This is a genomic window from uncultured Shewanella sp. (genome assembly GCF_947495455.1).
In the GTDB taxonomy this organism is placed as follows: domain Bacteria; phylum Pseudomonadota; class Gammaproteobacteria; order Enterobacterales; family Shewanellaceae; genus Shewanella.
Genome location: NZ_CANLZC010000104.1, coordinates 1 through 19,884, shown reverse-complemented (window position 1 = coordinate 19,884; position 19,884 = coordinate 1). Strand labels below are relative to the sequence as shown.

Here is a 19,884-nt window from a genome sequence, read left to right as displayed (position 1 = left end):
TACGTGTTTTCATTTCAATCTCCAGTTAAATCAATTATGTCTTAACTGGGTTAGTCGTATCAATTAAACCACGTCAAAGGGGAATTTTGGACGTATAGTTTTATGGGGACTAATACTTCCAATTTCTATTTGTAAGTTACTTCTCAAAGATTTTCTAAAAATAAAGATGTTTAATCAAGCTAAAACCCTACCGAACCCTCTTCGGTCAGCCACTTTTTATAAATGTAAGATATTGCTTAATAAAAGAATTAAAGTAGATACATCAGAAATGAAAATTGAAAAAGGAATTCAAGGTGATTATCTACGACTTTTATACCACTTTACCTTTGAAAATTCCGAAAGACATTCCACTAAACTTCAAAATTACGTGGCTCTTTATGGTCTAACTAGAAACGTAGCATTTGTATTTGTTTTATTATTCTGGGGTTCAATATATTCATTTAGCTTTATTGAAGATACAACGATAAATTGGTTCCACATTACTATATTTGGTGCTCTATCATATATTTTTTATATTGGCTTTGTAAAATTCTATCGGCGTTATAGCTTAGAAGCTGTCATGGCTGCAAGCGTATATCATCAAGAAGATAGTTAACTACACACAAGTATTTAACAGCAAAACAATTAATTATTATATTAATGAAAATATTTGCTAGTTTTACGCTGTTAAATGGGTATGAAATAGGCTGTTCTATTTGATACCGATATATCGAACAACAATCAAGTAAAGCCTAAATTCATATAGTTCAGATAATAAGTACAACCAAAATAGTGGCCAATATTTAACCTTGTACTTTGGTACTGAAGCGTGACGTCAACTGTCCTCCGTTGCATCTAAACATCTATTTCTCTGAAGAGCCACTTAAAAGCACAAGCCATGGCTAGATATCAGCGGTAAGTGTCTCAATTGTGACAGGATTTATGATATAGTTGATTTTTAAACGCTTGACGACTTGATTTCAATAAATGTCATTAGCTGTCATTTGTTTGCGCAGTACACAAAGGTCATGCGCAATCTTATATTGAGTGTAAAGTATCAAGGAATAATAATAATGAAATACCTAGGAATAGGCGCAGTATTCATGCTGAGTGCAGCTTGTGCAAATGCGGGGGAAGCCCTCGATATCTGTCTGGTAACGGGAACACCTGCAAATATAAAGTATGAAAAAATTCAAAAAATAAAAATAGGTAAAGGCACTTATGGTAGTGTCACGGATATATTACCTGCCTTCGCTGATGAGGCGAATGCTTTAGGGGCAAATGCTGTCATCAATTATATCGGCTCTCAACGTTTTGGTTTTTGGCCTTGGCGTTTTGTTCGCCCAGTCGTTCGAGGTAAAGCAGTCAAGCTGAACTTTGATAGCGGTAAAACCTGTGAGGATATAGGCGGAGCAAGCGTCAAAAGGGTCATTGAAACCAATAAAGAACCTCACTTGATTTAACGCCTACAAGCGCCGCAAGGGACTTGCTTGAAATCATCGATAGCGGCAATAGCGTGAATTAGTCCTGTATTGATAATGAATACAATTGATTAACTCATGCTTGCTTGGGAAGAGTACTAGTCGCATTAATTAGAAGGCGTTATAGTGATCCGGCATATGCACGATACATCAAGGACGGTCAAAAATGAAAAAATCACTTCCCATGTCGCTCTCCTTATCACTGCCCAAATCACTGCCAATATCACTACCAATATCGCTACTGGGCCTTTTAATGGCTTGCAGTAGCAGTCAAGTTGATGATACTCATGTTGGCACCACAGACTTTCATTACAGAGATTTCAATAAAGCAACATTTGAGGCAGGATCAAAATACAAACCTACGCAGAATGCCTGTATTAATAAAGGCGATAGCTTTGATATTCGACTTGATACGCAAGTCTTTCACGACTCTTTTGATGGAGTAAAAGAAAACTTTTCAGAAGGTGCTTTTTGGTTTGTTGGCGAAGATAAAAAAGATACCAACGAAATCGGTATTTTTTTAACCGTTGAAGAGTTAACAAGGGCGACCGATAAAGCCACCTTTATCACTGAAGATTTAAAAAACAAACAAAACCAGATCAATAATAGGCTTATCTATACCTCATTTAGCCGTAAAAAACAGCAACCTCTGAATCAAAAAAATAAACTGGTCTATTCTGGCATTTATTCTGGCGCTGACTTGCGATTTATCCTAGAAGTGAGAGAATTTGATCAAGAAAATGGCCAAGGCGTCCAAGAGGTCATTGATATACTTTCTACCGAAGCCTCTAAATACACACAAGTTTCTAACCCTATCGTTGGTGGTATTCTCGATAAACTGGGGAATGCCACAAAAACGGGTCTATTTAAAGATGACATCATTACTGCATTTGATATGGAATTTGTCCCATGTGGTGCATATAAAGCCAATTTGGAACAGATTTTCTTAGCAGAAGGTCAAATCGTTTTTTTAAGGCACTCACAAAATGCGCATTTTAACCGAGAACAAGCCCTAACATGGGATAAAGCCAAAGAGTCTTTATCCACAAATAAGGCTTTTACATCATTTTCAATATACAAAAGAAATCCACTATAAATACTAGGGCCTGTTGTTCTTTGGTGCTTAAATTATGTCCGAGATAAACGTGTTTTAATCGCAACGGGAGGGATGACGCCTAGTGATCTAAGCCCCCCTTTCTTTAACAAAGAGGCTCCTAACAAAGAGTAAAACACGTTTAGTGAATCCTACGGACAGCGTTTGTGGCTCCTTTCTACGGCGTTATCGCTTGTTTATGTAGAATCACTACACCACACAAACTCTGCCTTGTATAAAGAACCCACAAACTGCTGCAGAAACCATCACCAAAGTTCAACAGGCCCTAATCAATAACAATGAATACTGGTATATTCGCATAGTGATAACATTGACTTTGACCTAGCCACTCACCGAGTGGCTTAATGGGCCTTGGTGAGCCCCTTAAGGTCTTTATTTGGATTATTTAGGTCAGGCCTATTAATACTGGCTACTTGTTTTGCTCAAGCTCTTACAAAATCATTGACTATACATGTGATACTTTTTCAAGTACCCATCATGAGCGCTTTGCTGGAATGCACAAACAAACGATGAAAAATTTTAACTCGGTAGCCTAAATAATGATCATGCTCTTTCTCATGCATTTCCAACTTATGAAGTATCCTTTCACAGGCTTTATTCCCCAGCAATACGACACCTATCATTCCTGCAAGATGATATTGTTGACACACTTCCATGGCTGCCATTGCCGCTTCTGTTGCAAAACCTTGGCCCCAATACTGCGGTAAAAAACGAAAAGTCAGTCCAACTTCATGATATTTATCGAGGTATTTGGGCCCACAATAACCGATAACGCGCTCATCTTGCTTATTCACCACGGCCCAACGACCATAATCAAACTTATCATAGAAAGGTAAAATAAGCTTATTAATGACTTGGCGAGCATCTTCTATTGACTTCATCGGGGAGCCGGGTAAATGCTTTAATATTTCCGGTACACTATTGAGTAAAAACAGAGTGTTGGCATCATCAAGGGTCAAGCGACGTAAGTATAACCTTTCAGTCTCTGTAACAATCATACTTCACTCCCTAGCTTTTAATGATAAATATAAAGCTGATCACCTTTATGAGCCTACTTGAGCCGTTAATGATAAAAATCGATCTTCATCACACTTTTTATCATTTACGGCCCCTGCTTAATAAAAATAAACACGATTGAAACCAATAAACACTAAACAATAGAGCGGCTACAGGGAAGTATTAATATTAAAAGAAACGCTCAAACGTAATCTAATCATCACCGTGAAATCAACGAATAATAAGTACATCAGTTTGAGCAAATATATTGACTAATTAACCTGAACTCGGGTTAAGCAGCGCCTTTAAATATCGCTATTTTGGCCCCTATCTGTGTTGTGCTTTCTACTAATAGCAGGCTATTAGGCACGAAACCCCGCCTTGATATCGACAAAAATATCGACATTTAGCAAAAAGTGACATAAACAGAAACAAATAACCAACTCAACAAATTGATTTTTAATGAGATTACATTCAAACCAGACACTCATTATCCCGAGTTCAGGTTAATTATGAATTAGAATGAAGGTTATGGATAATATTTATTGGCCATATCATTAAAAGTCCCCGCCCAGAAAGATAACGAAACAGCACTCGTTCCGCCACTAATTCCATTATTATATTGTTGAACCGAGACAGAATGTCCATTAGAAAAAGCACTACTACCGGTTAAGGCTTTAAATTCTTTATCTAATGCCGCTAAATACTTCTCTTTTGTGTCAGGCATTGTCTTACCTGCCAATTTTGCCTTTAAATCAGGGTACAACTTCTCATCCCCTCGCATCCCCCATGGGCCACTATCACCAATATTCAACGTCTCTGCCATATTGTTTTGACATTTTTTGTGATGCTGAGTCGCTTTGACTAATTCCGCTTGTGCCATTCTTGCCTGTTCTTGCTGCCTTTCTATCTTGCTAATTAATTGAGTCGTTACGGTCAATTGCTCATTTACCCGTGCCAACTTGGTTGCATTTTCTGCCCTTGCTTTAATAACGACACTATTAGGCTCAAATGTTAATGACGCAATTTTTTGCTCTGTTGATGTCATTAACTGATTTAACTTACCTAGTTGGTTGTTGTACCCTTTTAGCTGCTCATTATTATCATTCTGGGTCCAATGTAAGACATGCATCAAATTCGATTTTAGCTGTTGCACCCGATGTTGATCATTTTTTAACGTCAATAACTGTTGCTTTAATTGATTGAGCTCAAGCCTTGTTTGTTCAGTTTGTACTTTAGGCAATTGCGTCTCTTGCGAATCTAATACCCTTTTTTTCACATTCAGCTGATCAACTTGTTGTTGTAGCGCTTCTTGACGTGAATAGAGTTTCCCTAACTGAACTTGAGCTTCTTTCCCAGACACATTTTGTGACTGAGCAGGCGTGACTTGATAATGACTCAAATTAACCTTTTGAAAAGAAGAATTATTCAGATAATCGGGTTCATTTTTATGAGCAAAAAACTCAGTGATAGCCGCTTTTGCCTGATAAAATGCACCTTTAAAGCTACTTATGGTACTTACAGTCAATTTACCAATGTTTGTGCCTATTTGATCTAGATACTGTTTTACAACCTCTAGCTTCGTCATCGACACCGAGCTGTTGCTCATTTCACTTTGTAACCCTACTGGCATATCTCACCTTAATTACTTGATACTGTATAGTTAGGCACTAATAATATTAAATTAAAGCAACTGGATATATCAAAAAGGTGATGGATATATCAAAAAGATAAACACTTACTCAATCAAAAATACATTTAACGCTTTAATGGCCTTTATTCTGGCAGATTATTCATCTGAGCCAAGAATAGCGCCTACTCCGTATCCAAGGGTATAGCCCGTAGCCATATTACCTAATACATCAACTAAAGTATCGTCTTCTTTTCTTAAGATAAATTGTAACCAAGCAAAAAAAAGTCCCAACGTCACTGGCTGTACTGCCACCAGTAACCATCTCAATTTCGTTCATTGTTAATTTTTCACATAGACTTTGGCATGAGAGAAACCATGTATAATACATTGATTTTATTTGATATAATATTTTTTATTCTATTCAAGGTTAACACATTGAAATCGATTTACTCTCCCCCTCTGAGTAATGAGCCAGATATAAATGTTCAACTTAAACGCTTACTTCTCTATCACTGAGTTTTTCACCCTACTATACCCGTGACACTTGAAGATGCAGGATTCAGCTGGAATTAAAAGCCTTTTAGGCAAGGCTTTGAACAGCGTGCCTAGTCATTCTAAGCTGATGTTCATTAACGCAGCATAAAAGGCTTTTAAACCAGCCCTTTGGGAATCTGTAAAAGTACCTACTTCTGCGTTGTATCATCTTAAAAGGCAGTAAGCATTTCGGCAATAATACGCCTTGAATTAGGCACTTTTACAGGCTCTGAAAACATGCATCTTCAAGTATCACGGGTATATATTATCGATTTTAAAATAGGATAGTGCTCCTTTTTTCTCAAGTTTCATATTGGGTTGGCGATAGCGTAAATTTAAGGCAGTTATAGCAAAATTAGTCTACCTTTTACTCTACTTGTAATTGAATACCGAACACTGACTATGTTGACTCAAGCCAAATCCCATCAACGTAAGATTTTGTTACTTTGTAGCTTAGGCGGATTACTTGAATTTTATGATTTTATTATATCGGCCCTACTGGCTGGTTACATTGCAACCACCTTTTTTCCAATGAATGCGAATATCAATGGATTGTTAGCGGCTTTTGCGACTTTTTCCGTGAGTTATTTCGCTAGACCTTTAGGAGGGATTATTTTTGGGCATTTTGGTGATATTTATGGGCGAAAACATGCTTTTACTGTGTCTGTTCTCATGATGGCCATAGGCACTTTTTGTATTGGATTAATCCCTAACTATAATAGTATCGGTATTTATGCTCCACTGTTACTCATATTATGCAAAATGTTGCAAGGGTTCTCCATTGGCGGTGAAATTCCAGGCGCCATCACCTATATTAGTGAGTTTTTTCCTTATCGAAAGGCCTTTACTATCGGCATTGTTTTTTGTTTTCTGATCAGTGGGATCACTATGGGTTATCTTGTTTTAGCCGGATTAAAGTATTTTTATACTCAGGAAAGTATTGTGAATTGGGCATGGCGGATCCCTTTTTTCATTGGAGGCGTATTTGGTATTATTGCCTTTTATTTAAGAAAAAAATTGATTGAGATTCCGGAGTTTCAACCCTATTTAAATCCTAAGCAGCCTTTTCCTTTAATCGAAGTCATTAAAAACCACTGGCAAGTTTCAATATTAGGGGCTTTGTTAACGGGTTTTGGCGCAATCGTTATCATCAGTTTATTTACTTTTCTTCCCGTCTATTTGACCAAAATTCTTAACTATAACCCCCACCATCTTATGTGGATAATCGCGCTATTTGTTTTCATATCGGCTTTAAGCTGCATTCTTTTTGGCTGGATATCAGATAGAGTGAATAATAGAGTCTCATTGTTAATATTACTGGTTATTGGCACAGGTATATTCGCTTTTCCTATTTTTTATACTTATATTCATCATTTTATTTACTACCCCTTTGTATTATTCGTCAGTGCACTGCTTGTTGGCTTATGTTGGGGGAATATTCCGGCTATATTTGCAGAGTTCTTTCCCCATCAGGTTCGCTATTCTGGAATAGGTTTATCTTATAATTTAGGCTTTGGGATCATAGGTGGACTTGCACCGCTGATTTTACTCTCGAGTATCAAATGGAGTGGAACTTCAATCGCCCCAGCTTATGTGCTAGTGCTTTCATCAATCATTATTTTATTAGCACTTTTGATTTTTAAACATGCCATTAAGCCTAAAAAATAATCATGTCCTCATTCTTTATACCTATTTTATACCTATGAGGCTTATTATCATGATTCAAAGAGGAAAATTATGTTACGTATTGCCATCTCAGTGATCAGTATTCTCTTGCTTGTTTTAGTCATTGGCTATGGATTACAACATGAAGAAAGGTTTCAAAAAGATACGCCTAGCACATTAGCAGGCACTATTTTAACGGGCAAGGTCACCATGAGTCACGGCCAAACACTTTATGGCTACCCGACACTAGATAGTCCACTCTATAACCTGTTTAGCAGCCCAACAGCATTTTGCTCGCTGCCGTTTAAAAACGCTAACGCTGACAAAGCGTTCAAAGATAATGTCAGTGGTCACTACACTTATCGAAAAACAGCGCCCATGGAAGCAACAATATGGTTTACGCTAGAGACCCCTCAACAATATAACGGATTAAAGTTACGGGTATTATTAACTTTTACCCATGCAATGGGCGGCACCTTTACCTCTCAATATTTTGATAAAAATAATCAGCCAGAACAAGCCACTCAAGAAGGAAATTTTCAGTTGTCGATGAATACTGACAATAAAACCTGCCCTTGATCCAATAATTTATAGCTGATAAAAAATAAAAGACTACATTAAGAACTAATAGGGCATATCTTCTAATTCTTGCCCTTTAGTCTCATAAAGACAATACACAAAATAAATAGCCATTAAAACCATCACACTGCAAAGCAAGTATAACCCTGAGCCACCAAGAGCGAAGAATAAAAGTGGAAAGCTCATCGTCACCACAAAATTAGTGAGCCAGTGCACTAAGCACTGCCACAGCCAATCCCGATCCTCTAATTTGATTTGGAAATATCTCCCCTAACATGACCCACATCACAGGCCCCCAAGAAATATTAAAAAAAATCAAATACAGATAGACTAAGAGCACCGCTAAATGCGTATAAGCAAGGGATCCTAAAAATGGTAATACAGCCCCCTTATCTATCTGAAAAAGCGTAAAAGAAAGACACAATAAGCAGCTGAATATACCAATAGAGCCTATCAATAACAGTTTCTTGCGTCCCCATTTATCAATAAAGAGCATAGCAATGATACTGGCAACAAAACTGAATATTGCACCTAGTACATTGATAAATATTGCATCAGATTCATTAAACCCTAGGGATTCAAACATCATCACACCATAATAATAAAAAATATTAATCCCAATAAGCTGTTGAAAAGCGGCAAGCCCGATTCCAATCCAAAGTACATGCTGCACCTTACCTGTGCGCTTATTTTTTAAATCCGTTAACTTTGGTTGATCCTGTCCCGTTAATGAAAATACGATCTCCATTAATTTAGCTTCGCCAGCAAGTTGACCAAACAAGCGTGTCAAGACTTGTGATGCCTTTGCATTTTTGCCAGCAATCACTAAGTATCTGGGGCTTTCGGGTACAAAAAAGAGCATAATGAAAAATAATATTGCGGGCAGTAATTCTCCCCATAGCATCCAGCGCCATGTTTCAAACCCGAACCAAAATACAACCAGCGAACCTCCTGACAGTTCAGTTAATAGGAAATTACTCAAAAAAGCGGCGCATAAGCCCAATATCACCATCATGTTTTGTATTGCACCTAATCGACCTCGGTAAAGTGCAGCTGACACCTCGGCAATATACATAGGCACTAAAATCGAAATAGCGCCGACACAAACTCCTCCAATCACGCGATAAAAAATAAACAGGCTGGCAGAATCGACAAATCCCACACCAAAAGAACTTAAAATAAATAAAACCGATATCACTCTCATCATAAAGCGACGACCATAAATATCGGCTAATCGTCCAGCATAAAAAGCACCAATAGCACAGCCAAACATCATAGACGCCACACTCAGGCTAAAACTGATTAAGTTATTATGTGAAAGCCTTTCATGGCACCATTAACCACTCCAGTATCATAACCAAATAAAAAAGCGCCGATCGCGGCGTAGCAACTAATAAATACCAAGTGAAAAGATTGAGTCAGGCTATTGTTCATGGTCATTTAAATCATGATAAAAACAGGCAAGATAATATTTATGAGTATAGGGTACTTCCTGAGGGTGTTCACTATTCTATGTCAGTGATGAGAACGCATCATCAAGGCTTTTATATCGAATCTGGTAAGAGAGCCCCTGAAAGTGTTAGTGTTTTCCAAGTGTCGCTACCGACGATTTAATACAAATCAAGAAAATCCTCACAGATTAGTCAGCGACGGCGAGTTAAGATTGAATAAAAAACAGTGATATAACTCACTGTTTTTAGTCAATTCTGTCCTCATCAAAAGAGAAATAAAGCAAGATTAATCAATGCAAATGCGTCGCTTTAGGTCCTGTGACTATGGCAGGTTGAGTGAAAGGTTTTACCCCTAAAGTGCGATATAACTCGGCGGTTTTATAAAAATGATGACCTTTAACCACCAGGGATATTTTTCGAAGGTCACTCATATTTTTCGTCGGATCACCTTCGACTAAAATCACATCGGCATTTTTACCTTCTGTGATGGAACCGGAGAGGTGACCCACCCCGACTAAATTAGCCGAATTGATACTGGCCATGGCTAAAATATCAAAGTTAGGGATCCCCGCTTGCTCATAAAGCTCAAGCTCTCTGTGTAAAGTAAAGCCAGTTAAATTATCAGTGCCGGGCACAATAGGCACTTGATTATCATAAAGCACTTTCACCATTTCAACTAATGCATCAGCACTTGTCTTATACTTGACTAATTCCGCTCCCTTAACATTCATTTCTGCCCCTTTAAGCTGCCTAGAGGCCACTGGAGGAAGATGATCAATAATGGCTAAATACTCAGGATTGGTTTGCCTATCTTCTGCCATTAATAAACTTCTAAATGTCGACACTGTTGGATCGACAGTCACTCGCTTATCTGCCAGTAGCTTTATTAAGTCTTGCATTTCAGGACTGTTTAAGTCCATAGATCCCGCTTTTTCACCAATTAATGAGAAGCGTAATTGCTGACGAGTATCGGCATGAGTCCCTGCCAGAAAATTCAGAAAAATCATATTAATATGCTGAATTTCATCATAGCCCGCTTTGACTGCTTGCTCGGCTGTCATAAACGCAGGAATATGACCACTCACGCGTAATCCTCTACTATGTGCACGATCTGCTAAAGGTTTCACCCAAGTGGGATCAATAGAGCTATACAACTTAATTTGAATATAACCGTTATCGGCAAACCAGTCGACGGTATTTAAGGCTTCTTCTAATGTTTCCACCGATAAACCTGCAGAGTATTCACTTTTTTGATCCATAAAACCTGCACGGTACACCTGTGGCCCTATGATTTGATTACTGTTAAATAAGGCTTCAATTTCCATTATGCTGTCATGATTACTGCCCATATCACGCACATTCGTCACCCCCGCTGCGATATCAAGTAATCCATCATCTTTTGACAAATGTCCATGCATATCCCAAAGACCTGGTAATAATGTTTTCCCTTTTGCATTAATAACTTGCATATAATCATCTTGAGGAATATGTTTGGCAATTTTTTTAATTTTCCCCTTTTCTAGCAATACATCGGTTTGCTCAATCAGCTTGCCATTTTCAACATCAACCACATTACTGCCCTGAATAAGCAGTTGAGAATATGAATAACTCAATTTATTTGCCACATTCTCTAGATAAGATTTCTCTTCTTGTTGTTGAATGTCACTCAAGACTTTCAGGTTTTCAAGGCTGAAACCTTGCCGGATCACCCGCATAGCCCCACCTATATTTTTAGCAAATAAACGACCTTTATCGTCATACCAAGCAAAGTTTGGCGTAAAATTCAATCCACTGATCGCATATAAATACACTTGCGCCTTATTACCATCATGCTCAATCTCATGCTCATTGAGTATGGTTAATGACGCATGGCCACTGGGTAATAATGCCAAGGTTTTAGAAGGAGAGGCTAATAGCGCCCTCACAAATGCGGTATCGGTCGCAATGGTACTGTCCGCGGGAATATAAAAGCGAGGCTTATTGACTGTGGTACCGCCAACATCTTTCGCACTCTCCCATTTAGCTTGATGATTTTTTAGGGTAAAAGTCTCATCAATGGCAGAACCAAAAGGGGATTGTCCCTGTGCTTGAAATCTCATTGGCATCCCATTTTGATCTAATATCACAGACTCATTAATTTTCAAGCGGCGGTTATTCCATCCCAATTCAATAAGGCCACTGTAGTCGAATTCACTTTTTTGAGTCAATACCGCCTTTCCCGCGAGCCCTTTTTCGGTATAAAATAAATTAGTGACGCTGTTTGTTTTTCCGGCGAATACATTAACGCTCCAACTACTGCTCACTAATATGAGCAACAAGCATAACTTGCCTTTATTGATTTTTCTGATCATTATCTTCTTCCTTGTGTTGGAGACATTAAATATCTCTTCTTTTATCGCGCTTTCTTTATCTTTGTTTTCGTCTGATATACAGTATTTTTGTCACCTTAGCCACGACTTCGCCAGCCTCATCTTTAATATGTACAATAAGCTGTGGAAGGTATTTATTCCCTTTTTCTGTCTCCTGATAAATATCCTGTAATAATGTATCCGTTATCACAAAATCACATGACACAACTCCACTTCCTGGTTTAATAAACTCAATATTCGCAGACTGATCCCATACTTTAAAATCTCGGCCGAGAACTTGAATAAGCATCAACATAAACCAAGGATCGGTCATCGAAAATAAATTACCACCAAAATGGGTGCCCACATAATTCTGATTATACCAACGCAATGGCATAGCCACTGTCAGCTGCCTAAAGTCTCGGCTGAGCTTTTTAATACGGATCCCAGTAAATAAATAAGGAGGATAAAAATTCATCGCCCTTTTAAAAATCCAACTTTGAGAAAGTAACGACTTCATGAGACTCTTTTCCTTGTTATTTTTATTGTTAATTCGGCAAAGAGGTTAGCACTTTCTTAATTAAGTCATCAATCCATAGCAAATGAACTAGACTTTAGTACTAGTCAAAAAAATGATGAAAGGGATTTTCATGGACACGATAAGGACTGTCACATTTCATTGTCTACTATTTCTCATCTCCATTTCCTATGCCGCATTCAGTTTCGCAGCAACAAAGGCCGATGATTTAAACTATGATATTTACCAAAATCAAGCTGGCGATCTCTTTTTAAGGATCCCACCTAAATTCGTCTTAATTGCTGCTGATATAGCAATTCCACTCAATATCACTCCCAAGAATGGTATTTTCAAACTCGATTACACCCAAGCAACCGATAAATGGACATTGATTATTCTAAACGAAACCGAATTTAACAGGCAGTCTTTGTCTCCAACATCGAAATATAACATTGAATTATTCGAACTCGATGGTGACGGTCACTTAGATCTTCTCATTCGCAGTGATAATAGCACTCAAGACAGCTTCATCATTCAAAAGCTAACTCAAACCGCTCAGCTTAATGTTTACAGTCCATCTCGTAATAATATCGATTTTTCCCAATCCATTACACTCACAACAAAAGATCTCAACGGCGATAATATCGACGATCTCATCGCACTCAATAACGGCGATTCTGTCACCTACTTAGGTTCTCAATCGGGTCAATTGATCAACACCTCAGCTTCGCAAACTTATGACAACACGGGCAACATCATCCAATTTAATCAAGGTCAATTTCAAGTCACAGATGCAGGCGATGCTAATTACACTATGCCACTGGCATTACCTCCAGCAACAGCTGGTTTAAGCCCTGATTTAAATTTGGTATACAATAGCCAAGGGGGAGAAAATATTTTAGGTGTTGGCTGGCATTTAGCAGGACTGTCAGCCATAAGCCGATGTGCTAAAAATATCGCCATTGACGGAAAGATATCCGGTGTCAACTTCGATGAAAATGACGCCTATTGCTATAATGGACAACGACTCATACTCAACACGCACTCAAGTAATCAATACCATACAGAAATTGACACTTTTAATACCATCACAGCCCACCCTAATAAACGAAACCCACAATATTTCACGCTCACAACAAAAACCAATGAAACCCATTATTTTGGTTTAGCTCCTGTATTGACAAGTGCATCTGATGCTTATATTGAGCCTAGTGAATACCCTGAAGGTACACTCGCGCAAGTTTGGTCTTTAAAAGCGATTGTTGACAAACATGGCAACTATATTCGCTATGATTACGATAAAAATATCGCAAAAGGCAGCCACTACTTATCCCAAATCCTGTATGGAGGAAACCATCTCTTAGGTAAACCCAGCTATAACAGTATTCAATTCCATTATGCAGACCTAAATAAAAGTCATATCAGCTTTTCCAATGGCAGCCGCTTAACCCATGATAAAAGGCTCAGCAGTATTCAAGTCAAACAAGACAATGACACTTATCGTACCTACACATTCACTTGGTCAATAGGCGAACTGCCAGAGGAACGACGTTATGTCACAGGTATTCAAGAATGTTTCGATCAAAGCTTACAAATATGCTCACCTAAAACAAGCTTTGATTTTGAATATGCTGCGCATCAATCAATAAACCCGCTTTATCAGAAATGTAGCATTGCCAGCAGTGGGGCAGTCACTTGTTCAACAGTATCTGATTGTGAGCCAGGGGCTGAAAATGGTCCTGAAGCTTGGTGCCACATTAATTATCGAGCCACTGATTTTAAACCCTTTGAAACAAGTAGCAGCAATATCAACATTCATGACGATAGCCGATTTAATACGCAAATACTCGATTTTAATGGTGATGGTTACGCCGATATGTTATTTCCTAAAAATAATCAATGGCATTACTACACCAGCAACTGGGAGGTGAATAAAGTTCAATCTAATCTTGCTCCCAGTCATTTCTCAACACAATATTTAAGCCAATACCCTCTTCAACGCACCTTAAATATCAGCACTGTCGGGAGTAGAACCCAAGCGATAAGCAATGCCAGTTTAGGTAAAAAAGAATACGTCAAAGTCATAGATATAGATGGTGACGGAAAACAAGAACTGTTAATTCCCTTTGAAAATGGCCATTGGCATGCCATCAGCTCCGATCCTAGCACTGGGGAGCAGAGGATCTGTGAAACTGAGCCCGGCACAGAACATATTTGCTTCACGACTCGAGTTAATTATGATTTCACTTACCGCTCATTAGCTATATCCTCAGCTGAATATGCCAATACACTCATTGCCGATGTTAACGGTGATGGCCTGCAAGATATTGTATTCAAGTCGAACACTCAGCTTTATTATTACCAAAATTTAGGGGGGCATTTTTCATCGGCTAAAAGTATTGTCGTCAATTTCCCTTCAAAAAATACAGGCGGCGTACTATTTCAGACATATCACCAACAAAATCAGATCGATAATACAAATTTAGCCGATATTAATGCCGATGGACTTAACGACATTATTATGAAGGTCAAAAAAGTAACGATTAATGATGACTACTGTCCTATTGAAGGGTACTGCCCTAGGGTCACGCAAAACCAACAAAGTGCCCCTGTGAGTATTGAATATAGAACCTATGCCTTTATTGCTTCTGTGGAAAATAACCAAGTCACTTATACGGCAACCAATGATACCCATTTAGAAAAAGATCTCAATGATCTCAACATTGCCGACTTCAATGGTGATGGATTAAATGATGTGACCTATCGTTTAGGCAGTATTTGGTATTATCGCTTATCAAAAGGCGATGGCAGTTTCACTTTCCGTAAAGCCTTAGCAGGGATTAATGCAACCAATAGCAGTATTTACCGTAGACATCAATTTATTGATCTTAATAATGATAGAAAAACCGATGTATTAGCGGCCACATCAAATACAAATTATGACATCTATTTATCTTCACCCAGTCCAAAATCTGAATATATTCATTTCGTAAGAAGAGGGAGGCTGGCAACAGGAACAGATAGCGATCCAGAAAAAACAGCCATACGATTTGCCGATGTCGATGGCGATGCTAAAGTCGATTTACTTTATTCTTCAGGTAATACCAATTCATGGAAATTACATAAAGCCACGCGCGCCAATATTAATGAACATGTTATGACGCGCATTACGAATAGCACTGGCATAAAAACGGATATTGCTTACGCTACCTTAAGCAGTGGACTCCCTTTACTCAATATCGAATCAAGCCAAAAACCCGATGTTAAAGCCAACTATGATTATGACGATGAGCCCATAGGCCAAGAAGATGGCCGAGACTTTTTAACCCCCATTGCGGGCATGTATTTGGTCTCAGAGATTGCTCAACAAACCAGTAAAAACCATGCCACACTTACTCAATATACTTATGGTGGCCCACTTACCCATAAAAAAGGCCGTGGCTTTTTAGGTTTCGAAACCGTAAAAAGCACCCAACCCGAACAAAAAACCACCACCATAACGCAATATCACCAACTTCACCCACTGACAGGCCAAATTAAAAACCAACAACAACGCTATCAAGATTTAACCTTAAAACACACGCAGCATACCTACAAACGCAGTACCAGTGCTCAGGGAGGCATACAAGTTAATCCCCATCAAACACAAGAAACACATTATCACATTGATTTATCGTCTAACGGCACAACGCCTAAACATCACAAAAAAGTGGCTGAAACCATTATCCTGAATAGTTTTGATAATTGGAATAACCTCCTCAGTAATCAAATACAGAAAAAAAGCAGCACAGGTCAACTTATTCATGAAAGCCTCACAACTCACCGTTATTCCAATGCCGCACATAATGTACTCACCCCTCAAGCATTAACCTTAACTCATAGCCATCATCAAGTCGTCTCACTTTCCGGTCAAGCTTTAGATGCAAAACAATTCGCACTCATTGATACCACCAAAGTTAAAAAGATACGTTATCAGAATACCCATGATGAACAAATCAGTAGTCAAACGAGACAAACAAACTTCAGTTATTATCCCAATGGCTTGCTGAGAGAATCCAGAGTCAATGGATTAACTTCTGCCTATTTTTACGATAAATTTGGCAATAAAGTGGCTCAGCAAGATTATGCTAAGGTCGATAATACTCACTACCAAAAACGAGGCAATTACTGGTTTTATGATTCTAGAGGTCAGTATATTGCCAGTAAAATGAATTCATTGGGTGAAAAGGAACATTTCCTTTATAACGGTACTTCAGGACATGTCGCCACACTCGGTCGCATAGTCAGCCAAACCAGTACCGGACCCAATAAGCTGGCGACGACCGAATTTTTCGATATACTCGGTCGCAGTATTGAGCAACGTTTAGCCGATGGGAATTATACTAAAATTAGTCGAAGTTATTGTGCCAGTTGTGATAAAAGCTACATAACAGAAACGCAAACCAGCAGTAACCAACCAGCCAAAATCCGTTATTTAGATCCTTTTGGACGTGAAAGAGAACAAAAAGTCAAAAGTTTCAATGGCAGCTGGATTGTAACGTCCATGGAATATAACGCTCAAGGGTTACGTACACATATTTCAACGCCGCAATTAACTAGCGCATCGACCCATTACCAGCAAACATTTTATGACAACTTAGGTAGAGTCTATAAAAAAACCATTCCCACTGAATTAAGTGCTGCCAGTCGACGGACCGAAATCAATGGCTTAACGACCACTCGTATTGATGAAAAAGAACAAACCTCCCATTACACCTACAGCGCCGATGGCTTGCTCCTGTCAATTGAAAATGTGGCAGGTCAATATATTCGTTATTATTACAATGCCTTCAATCAACAAAATAAAGTGACACTCACGGCAAAAAATCATACTAATAGCAATCAGACACAATCCATATTGTCTCATTTCAATGATTATGGACAACTGCTCAATACTCAAGATCCCGATAAAGGCACTTGGACTTATCACTACAATGGTTTCAAAGAAGTCATAGAGCAAACCGACGGAAACAATCAAGTCAGCCTGCTAGGCTATGATGAAATAGGCAGAAAAATACGGCAGGAAAATACTGATAATGTCTCTTGCTGGCTCTATAGCAGCAACGGGCACAACAAAAGTGCTGGAAAGCTCACTAGCCTAAAACAATGGCGCAAAGCAGACGCGACACCAATTCATTGTACAAGTACCAAACCGGTACAATACAGTGAACAATATCACTATGATGGCTTTGGCCGCACTCAAAAAATAAGCTATGTGCTAGATGAAACAAACTATGACATTAGTTATCAATACAATAGTAAAGGGCAATTGAGTCGTCAATACTATCCTAATAATCATGGGCTCTTCTATGTTAATTTTTACTACAATGCCCACCATTATTTATATCTTCAAAAAGATAATCAAGGTCGAGCCTTACGTAAAATTATCGCCACCGATCCCTATGGTAATATCACAGAGCAACACTTTGGTAACGGCACGCAAGAAATTAAAGGTTTTAACCCTAAAACCGGCCGTCTTCATACTGTCAATGTCAAACATGGTAACCAAAATATTCATCAGCTTAGCTATGGTGAATATGATCAAAAGGGCAATTTAGGTAGCCGCTCACATAGCTACTATCAGCAAGGACTCCTTAATCTTGCCTTTAATGAATCTTTTGAATATGACAACTTAAATCGATTAACAAACCGTCAACTCAGTATTGGAAGAGGCAACTTATCACCTCATGATTATTCTGAACAATATCAATATGATGGTTTTGGAAACATCAAAACACGCAAAGGAACACTCAATGGTAATGCACCAGTAACACTGGCCAGCTATAACTATCAGCCAAACATCAGTGCGAATTATCTCATGAGTGCAATGGTCAATGGGCAGGCCTATTCACACATTACTTATGATAATAACGGTAACATGCTTTCAGATGGCTCGCGAGCATTCCAATATTACAGTTTTAATAAAATCAAAAGGATCCAACAAGGTGATAAACACAGTGAATACCGCTATACACCAAACCATTATCTCATGAGTCGCGTTGATAAACGTTTACACGATGAAAAATGGCATACTTTTAATACTCATTATATTGGTCAACTCTATCAAAAAGAGCAAAGCTTTGTTGATAACAAGCTTGAACGGACACGCCACCGCTATTTCATTAATAACATTGTTATTGAACGAGATGAATTGCCCAATCAAACAACCCAAGAAGCAGTACAGTATCGACACGGGGATCATCAAGGTTCCCCTTTAAGCATCACAGATCAATCAGGCCAAGTGACTAAACAATATTTTTATAGCGCATTTGGTCATACAATGGAAATTGAACATAACAGCCTTATTCACGCTACCACCCCCATCCCTCAAGCATACACAAATCATGAAACCTTACCCACACTGAATATTATTCAAATGGGCGGCCGAATCTATGATCCTATTTTAAGTCGATTTTTACAGGCCGACCCTAGTATTCAATCCCCTCAAAATCTGCAAAATTACAACCGATTCAGTTATGTTCTCAATAATCCATTACGCTATACCGATCCCAGTGGATATAACTTCTTTGAAAAAATTTATAAATTTTTAGGAAAAATAGGCGGACGGGAATTCCTACATAAGCATGTCTTTCAAAAAAATCCAACCTTAGCAAATTTTACTCAAACAGCGCTGACCTACATTCCCGTCTTTGGCACGTTCGCATCGGCACATTTCGCCTTTGATCGCGCCTATTATGCCTCAGGCAGTTTAAGAGCCGCCTTCAAGGCTGGGATTATTACTTATGTGATGGCTGAGGCCAGTGGTACACCAGCATTTAGCACTGAGGCCATTGCGCTGCAGGCCATAGACAGTATTAACCCTGATGTGGGCCGTGTGGTAAGAACCTTGTATTATGGTATAGACAAACCCGATGAAATTATGGGCAACTTAAAAAATGACTTTGCCACAAAATATGCCGCTAAAGGCATTGAAAAACTCGCCCATAAAGCGGGATTGTCTTTAGCTAAATTTAATATCCTTTTAACAGTAAACTCATTTATTGGCTTTGAAGTGGGGGGCACTCGCGCTCAATGCAAGCAAGATTCTTGCGATGTATTTGGATTTACCACTCGAGAAAATGGCATGATAGGGATTATTTGGGATGTAAATGATACGCTTCTAGGCTATCAAGGACTCATAGATGCAGTGGGTTATAACATTATTCGCCAAGGTTACAAAAGACTAGGCGTTTGTCACAGTTTAGGGGCGATTACTTGTAATAATTTAGCAGCCAAAGGTTTTACTTCTACAGGAGAATTAAACTCACTCCCCTTTGGTAACGCTGCTTACGGCGGCGCAACAACTAAACTAGGTTCATTAGACTTTGTTAATGGCTTTATTGGTGGGTTTATTCTCAACTGGCATGCGAGGGGCATAAGCTGCACCAAAGCCCCCTGCCACAGCTACAATGATAATTACAAGGATAAATAAAAAGTTAAAGGCCGCTATTCAGTCTTCAAGTATCACGGGGACTGAGGGATCCCCACTTTTCTGGCTCATAAACAATGAATACTGATTGTGAAGTGAGCCAAGTTATACAGCACATA

Annotated in this window: 13 protein-coding genes; 6 read left to right on the top strand and 7 right to left on the bottom strand. The window is 38.7% G+C overall.

The genetic code is table 11. The features are described from left to right. The first annotated feature begins 268 nt into the window (after window positions 1-268). From Q0791_RS20370 to Q0791_RS20360, 3 genes are all read left to right on the top strand, one after another. Window positions 269-595: a hypothetical protein gene (locus Q0791_RS20370; protein WP_299010535.1), complete on the top strand. Its 327-nt coding sequence runs from the start codon at window positions 269-271 to the stop codon at window positions 593-595. Between the two features lie 457 nt (window positions 596-1,052). Continuing rightward, window positions 1,053-1,442, top strand: a complete 390-nt coding sequence (locus Q0791_RS20365) for a hypothetical protein (RefSeq protein WP_299010532.1) — start codon at window positions 1,053-1,055, stop codon at window positions 1,440-1,442. A 184-nt stretch (window positions 1,443-1,626) separates the two neighbouring features. Beyond that, on the top strand, window positions 1,627-2,556 hold the full coding sequence (locus Q0791_RS20360; protein WP_299010529.1) for a hypothetical protein: 930 nt from the start codon (window positions 1,627-1,629) through the stop codon (window positions 2,554-2,556). A gap of 482 nt (window positions 2,557-3,038) precedes the next feature. Here the strand turns inward: Q0791_RS20360 and Q0791_RS20355 are convergent, their stop codons facing one another. The 3 genes from Q0791_RS20355 to Q0791_RS20345 all read right to left on the bottom strand — a co-directional run bounded on the left by Q0791_RS20355 (window position 3,039) and on the right by Q0791_RS20345 (window position 5,530). After that, window positions 3,039-3,572, bottom strand: coding sequence for a GNAT family N-acetyltransferase (locus Q0791_RS20355; protein ID WP_299010527.1), 534 nt, complete (start codon window positions 3,570-3,572; stop codon window positions 3,039-3,041). Between the two features lie 527 nt (window positions 3,573-4,099). Beyond that, window positions 4,100-5,203 (bottom strand): hypothetical protein, encoded by a 1,104-nt coding sequence (locus tag Q0791_RS20350; protein ID WP_299010524.1) that lies wholly within the window; start codon window positions 5,201-5,203, stop codon window positions 4,100-4,102. Between the two features lie 156 nt (window positions 5,204-5,359). After that, window positions 5,360-5,530, bottom strand: coding sequence for a hypothetical protein (locus Q0791_RS20345; protein ID WP_299010521.1), 171 nt, complete (start codon window positions 5,528-5,530; stop codon window positions 5,360-5,362). A gap of 609 nt (window positions 5,531-6,139) precedes the next feature. Here Q0791_RS20345 and Q0791_RS20340 point away from each other — a divergent pair. Together Q0791_RS20340 and Q0791_RS20335 are read left to right on the top strand one after the other, a co-directional pair. Further along, window positions 6,140-7,405 (top strand): MFS transporter, encoded by a 1,266-nt coding sequence (locus Q0791_RS20340; RefSeq protein WP_299010518.1) that lies wholly within the window; start codon window positions 6,140-6,142, stop codon window positions 7,403-7,405. A 69-nt stretch (window positions 7,406-7,474) separates the two neighbouring features. Continuing rightward, the gene (locus Q0791_RS20335) at window positions 7,475-7,981 is read left to right on the top strand and encodes a hypothetical protein (protein ID WP_299010515.1); all 507 of its coding nucleotides are present in this window, start codon (window positions 7,475-7,477) and stop codon (window positions 7,979-7,981) included. A gap of 45 nt (window positions 7,982-8,026) precedes the next feature. Here Q0791_RS20335 and Q0791_RS25310 read toward each other — a convergent pair whose 3' ends face one another. The 4 genes from Q0791_RS25310 to Q0791_RS20320 all read right to left on the bottom strand — a co-directional run bounded on the left by Q0791_RS25310 (window position 8,027) and on the right by Q0791_RS20320 (window position 12,300). Beyond that, on the bottom strand, window positions 8,027-8,167 hold the full coding sequence (locus Q0791_RS25310; RefSeq protein ID WP_366942499.1) for a hypothetical protein: 141 nt from the start codon (window positions 8,165-8,167) through the stop codon (window positions 8,027-8,029). A 13-nt stretch (window positions 8,168-8,180) separates the two neighbouring features. Beyond that, the gene (locus Q0791_RS20330; protein ID WP_299010512.1) at window positions 8,181-9,257 is read right to left on the bottom strand and encodes a sugar porter family MFS transporter; all 1,077 of its coding nucleotides are present in this window, start codon (window positions 9,255-9,257) and stop codon (window positions 8,181-8,183) included. A gap of 465 nt (window positions 9,258-9,722) precedes the next feature. Next, complete coding sequence (locus Q0791_RS20325; protein ID WP_299010509.1) at window positions 9,723-11,783, bottom strand: amidohydrolase family protein; 2,061 nt, start codon at window positions 11,781-11,783, stop codon at window positions 9,723-9,725. A 55-nt stretch (window positions 11,784-11,838) separates the two neighbouring features. After that, window positions 11,839-12,300 carry a DUF4442 domain-containing protein gene (locus tag Q0791_RS20320; protein WP_299010506.1) on the bottom strand — a complete coding sequence of 154 codons (462 nt, stop codon included), beginning with the start codon at window positions 12,298-12,300 and terminating at the stop codon, window positions 11,839-11,841. Window positions 12,301-12,430: 130 nt separating this feature from the next. Between Q0791_RS20320 and Q0791_RS20315 the strand changes: the two genes are divergently transcribed. Beyond that, entirely contained in the window at window positions 12,431-19,768 is a 7,338-nt protein-coding gene (locus Q0791_RS20315; RefSeq protein WP_299010503.1) for a toxin TcdB middle/N-terminal domain-containing protein, read from the top strand. Window positions 19,769-19,884 lie beyond the last annotated feature (116 nt).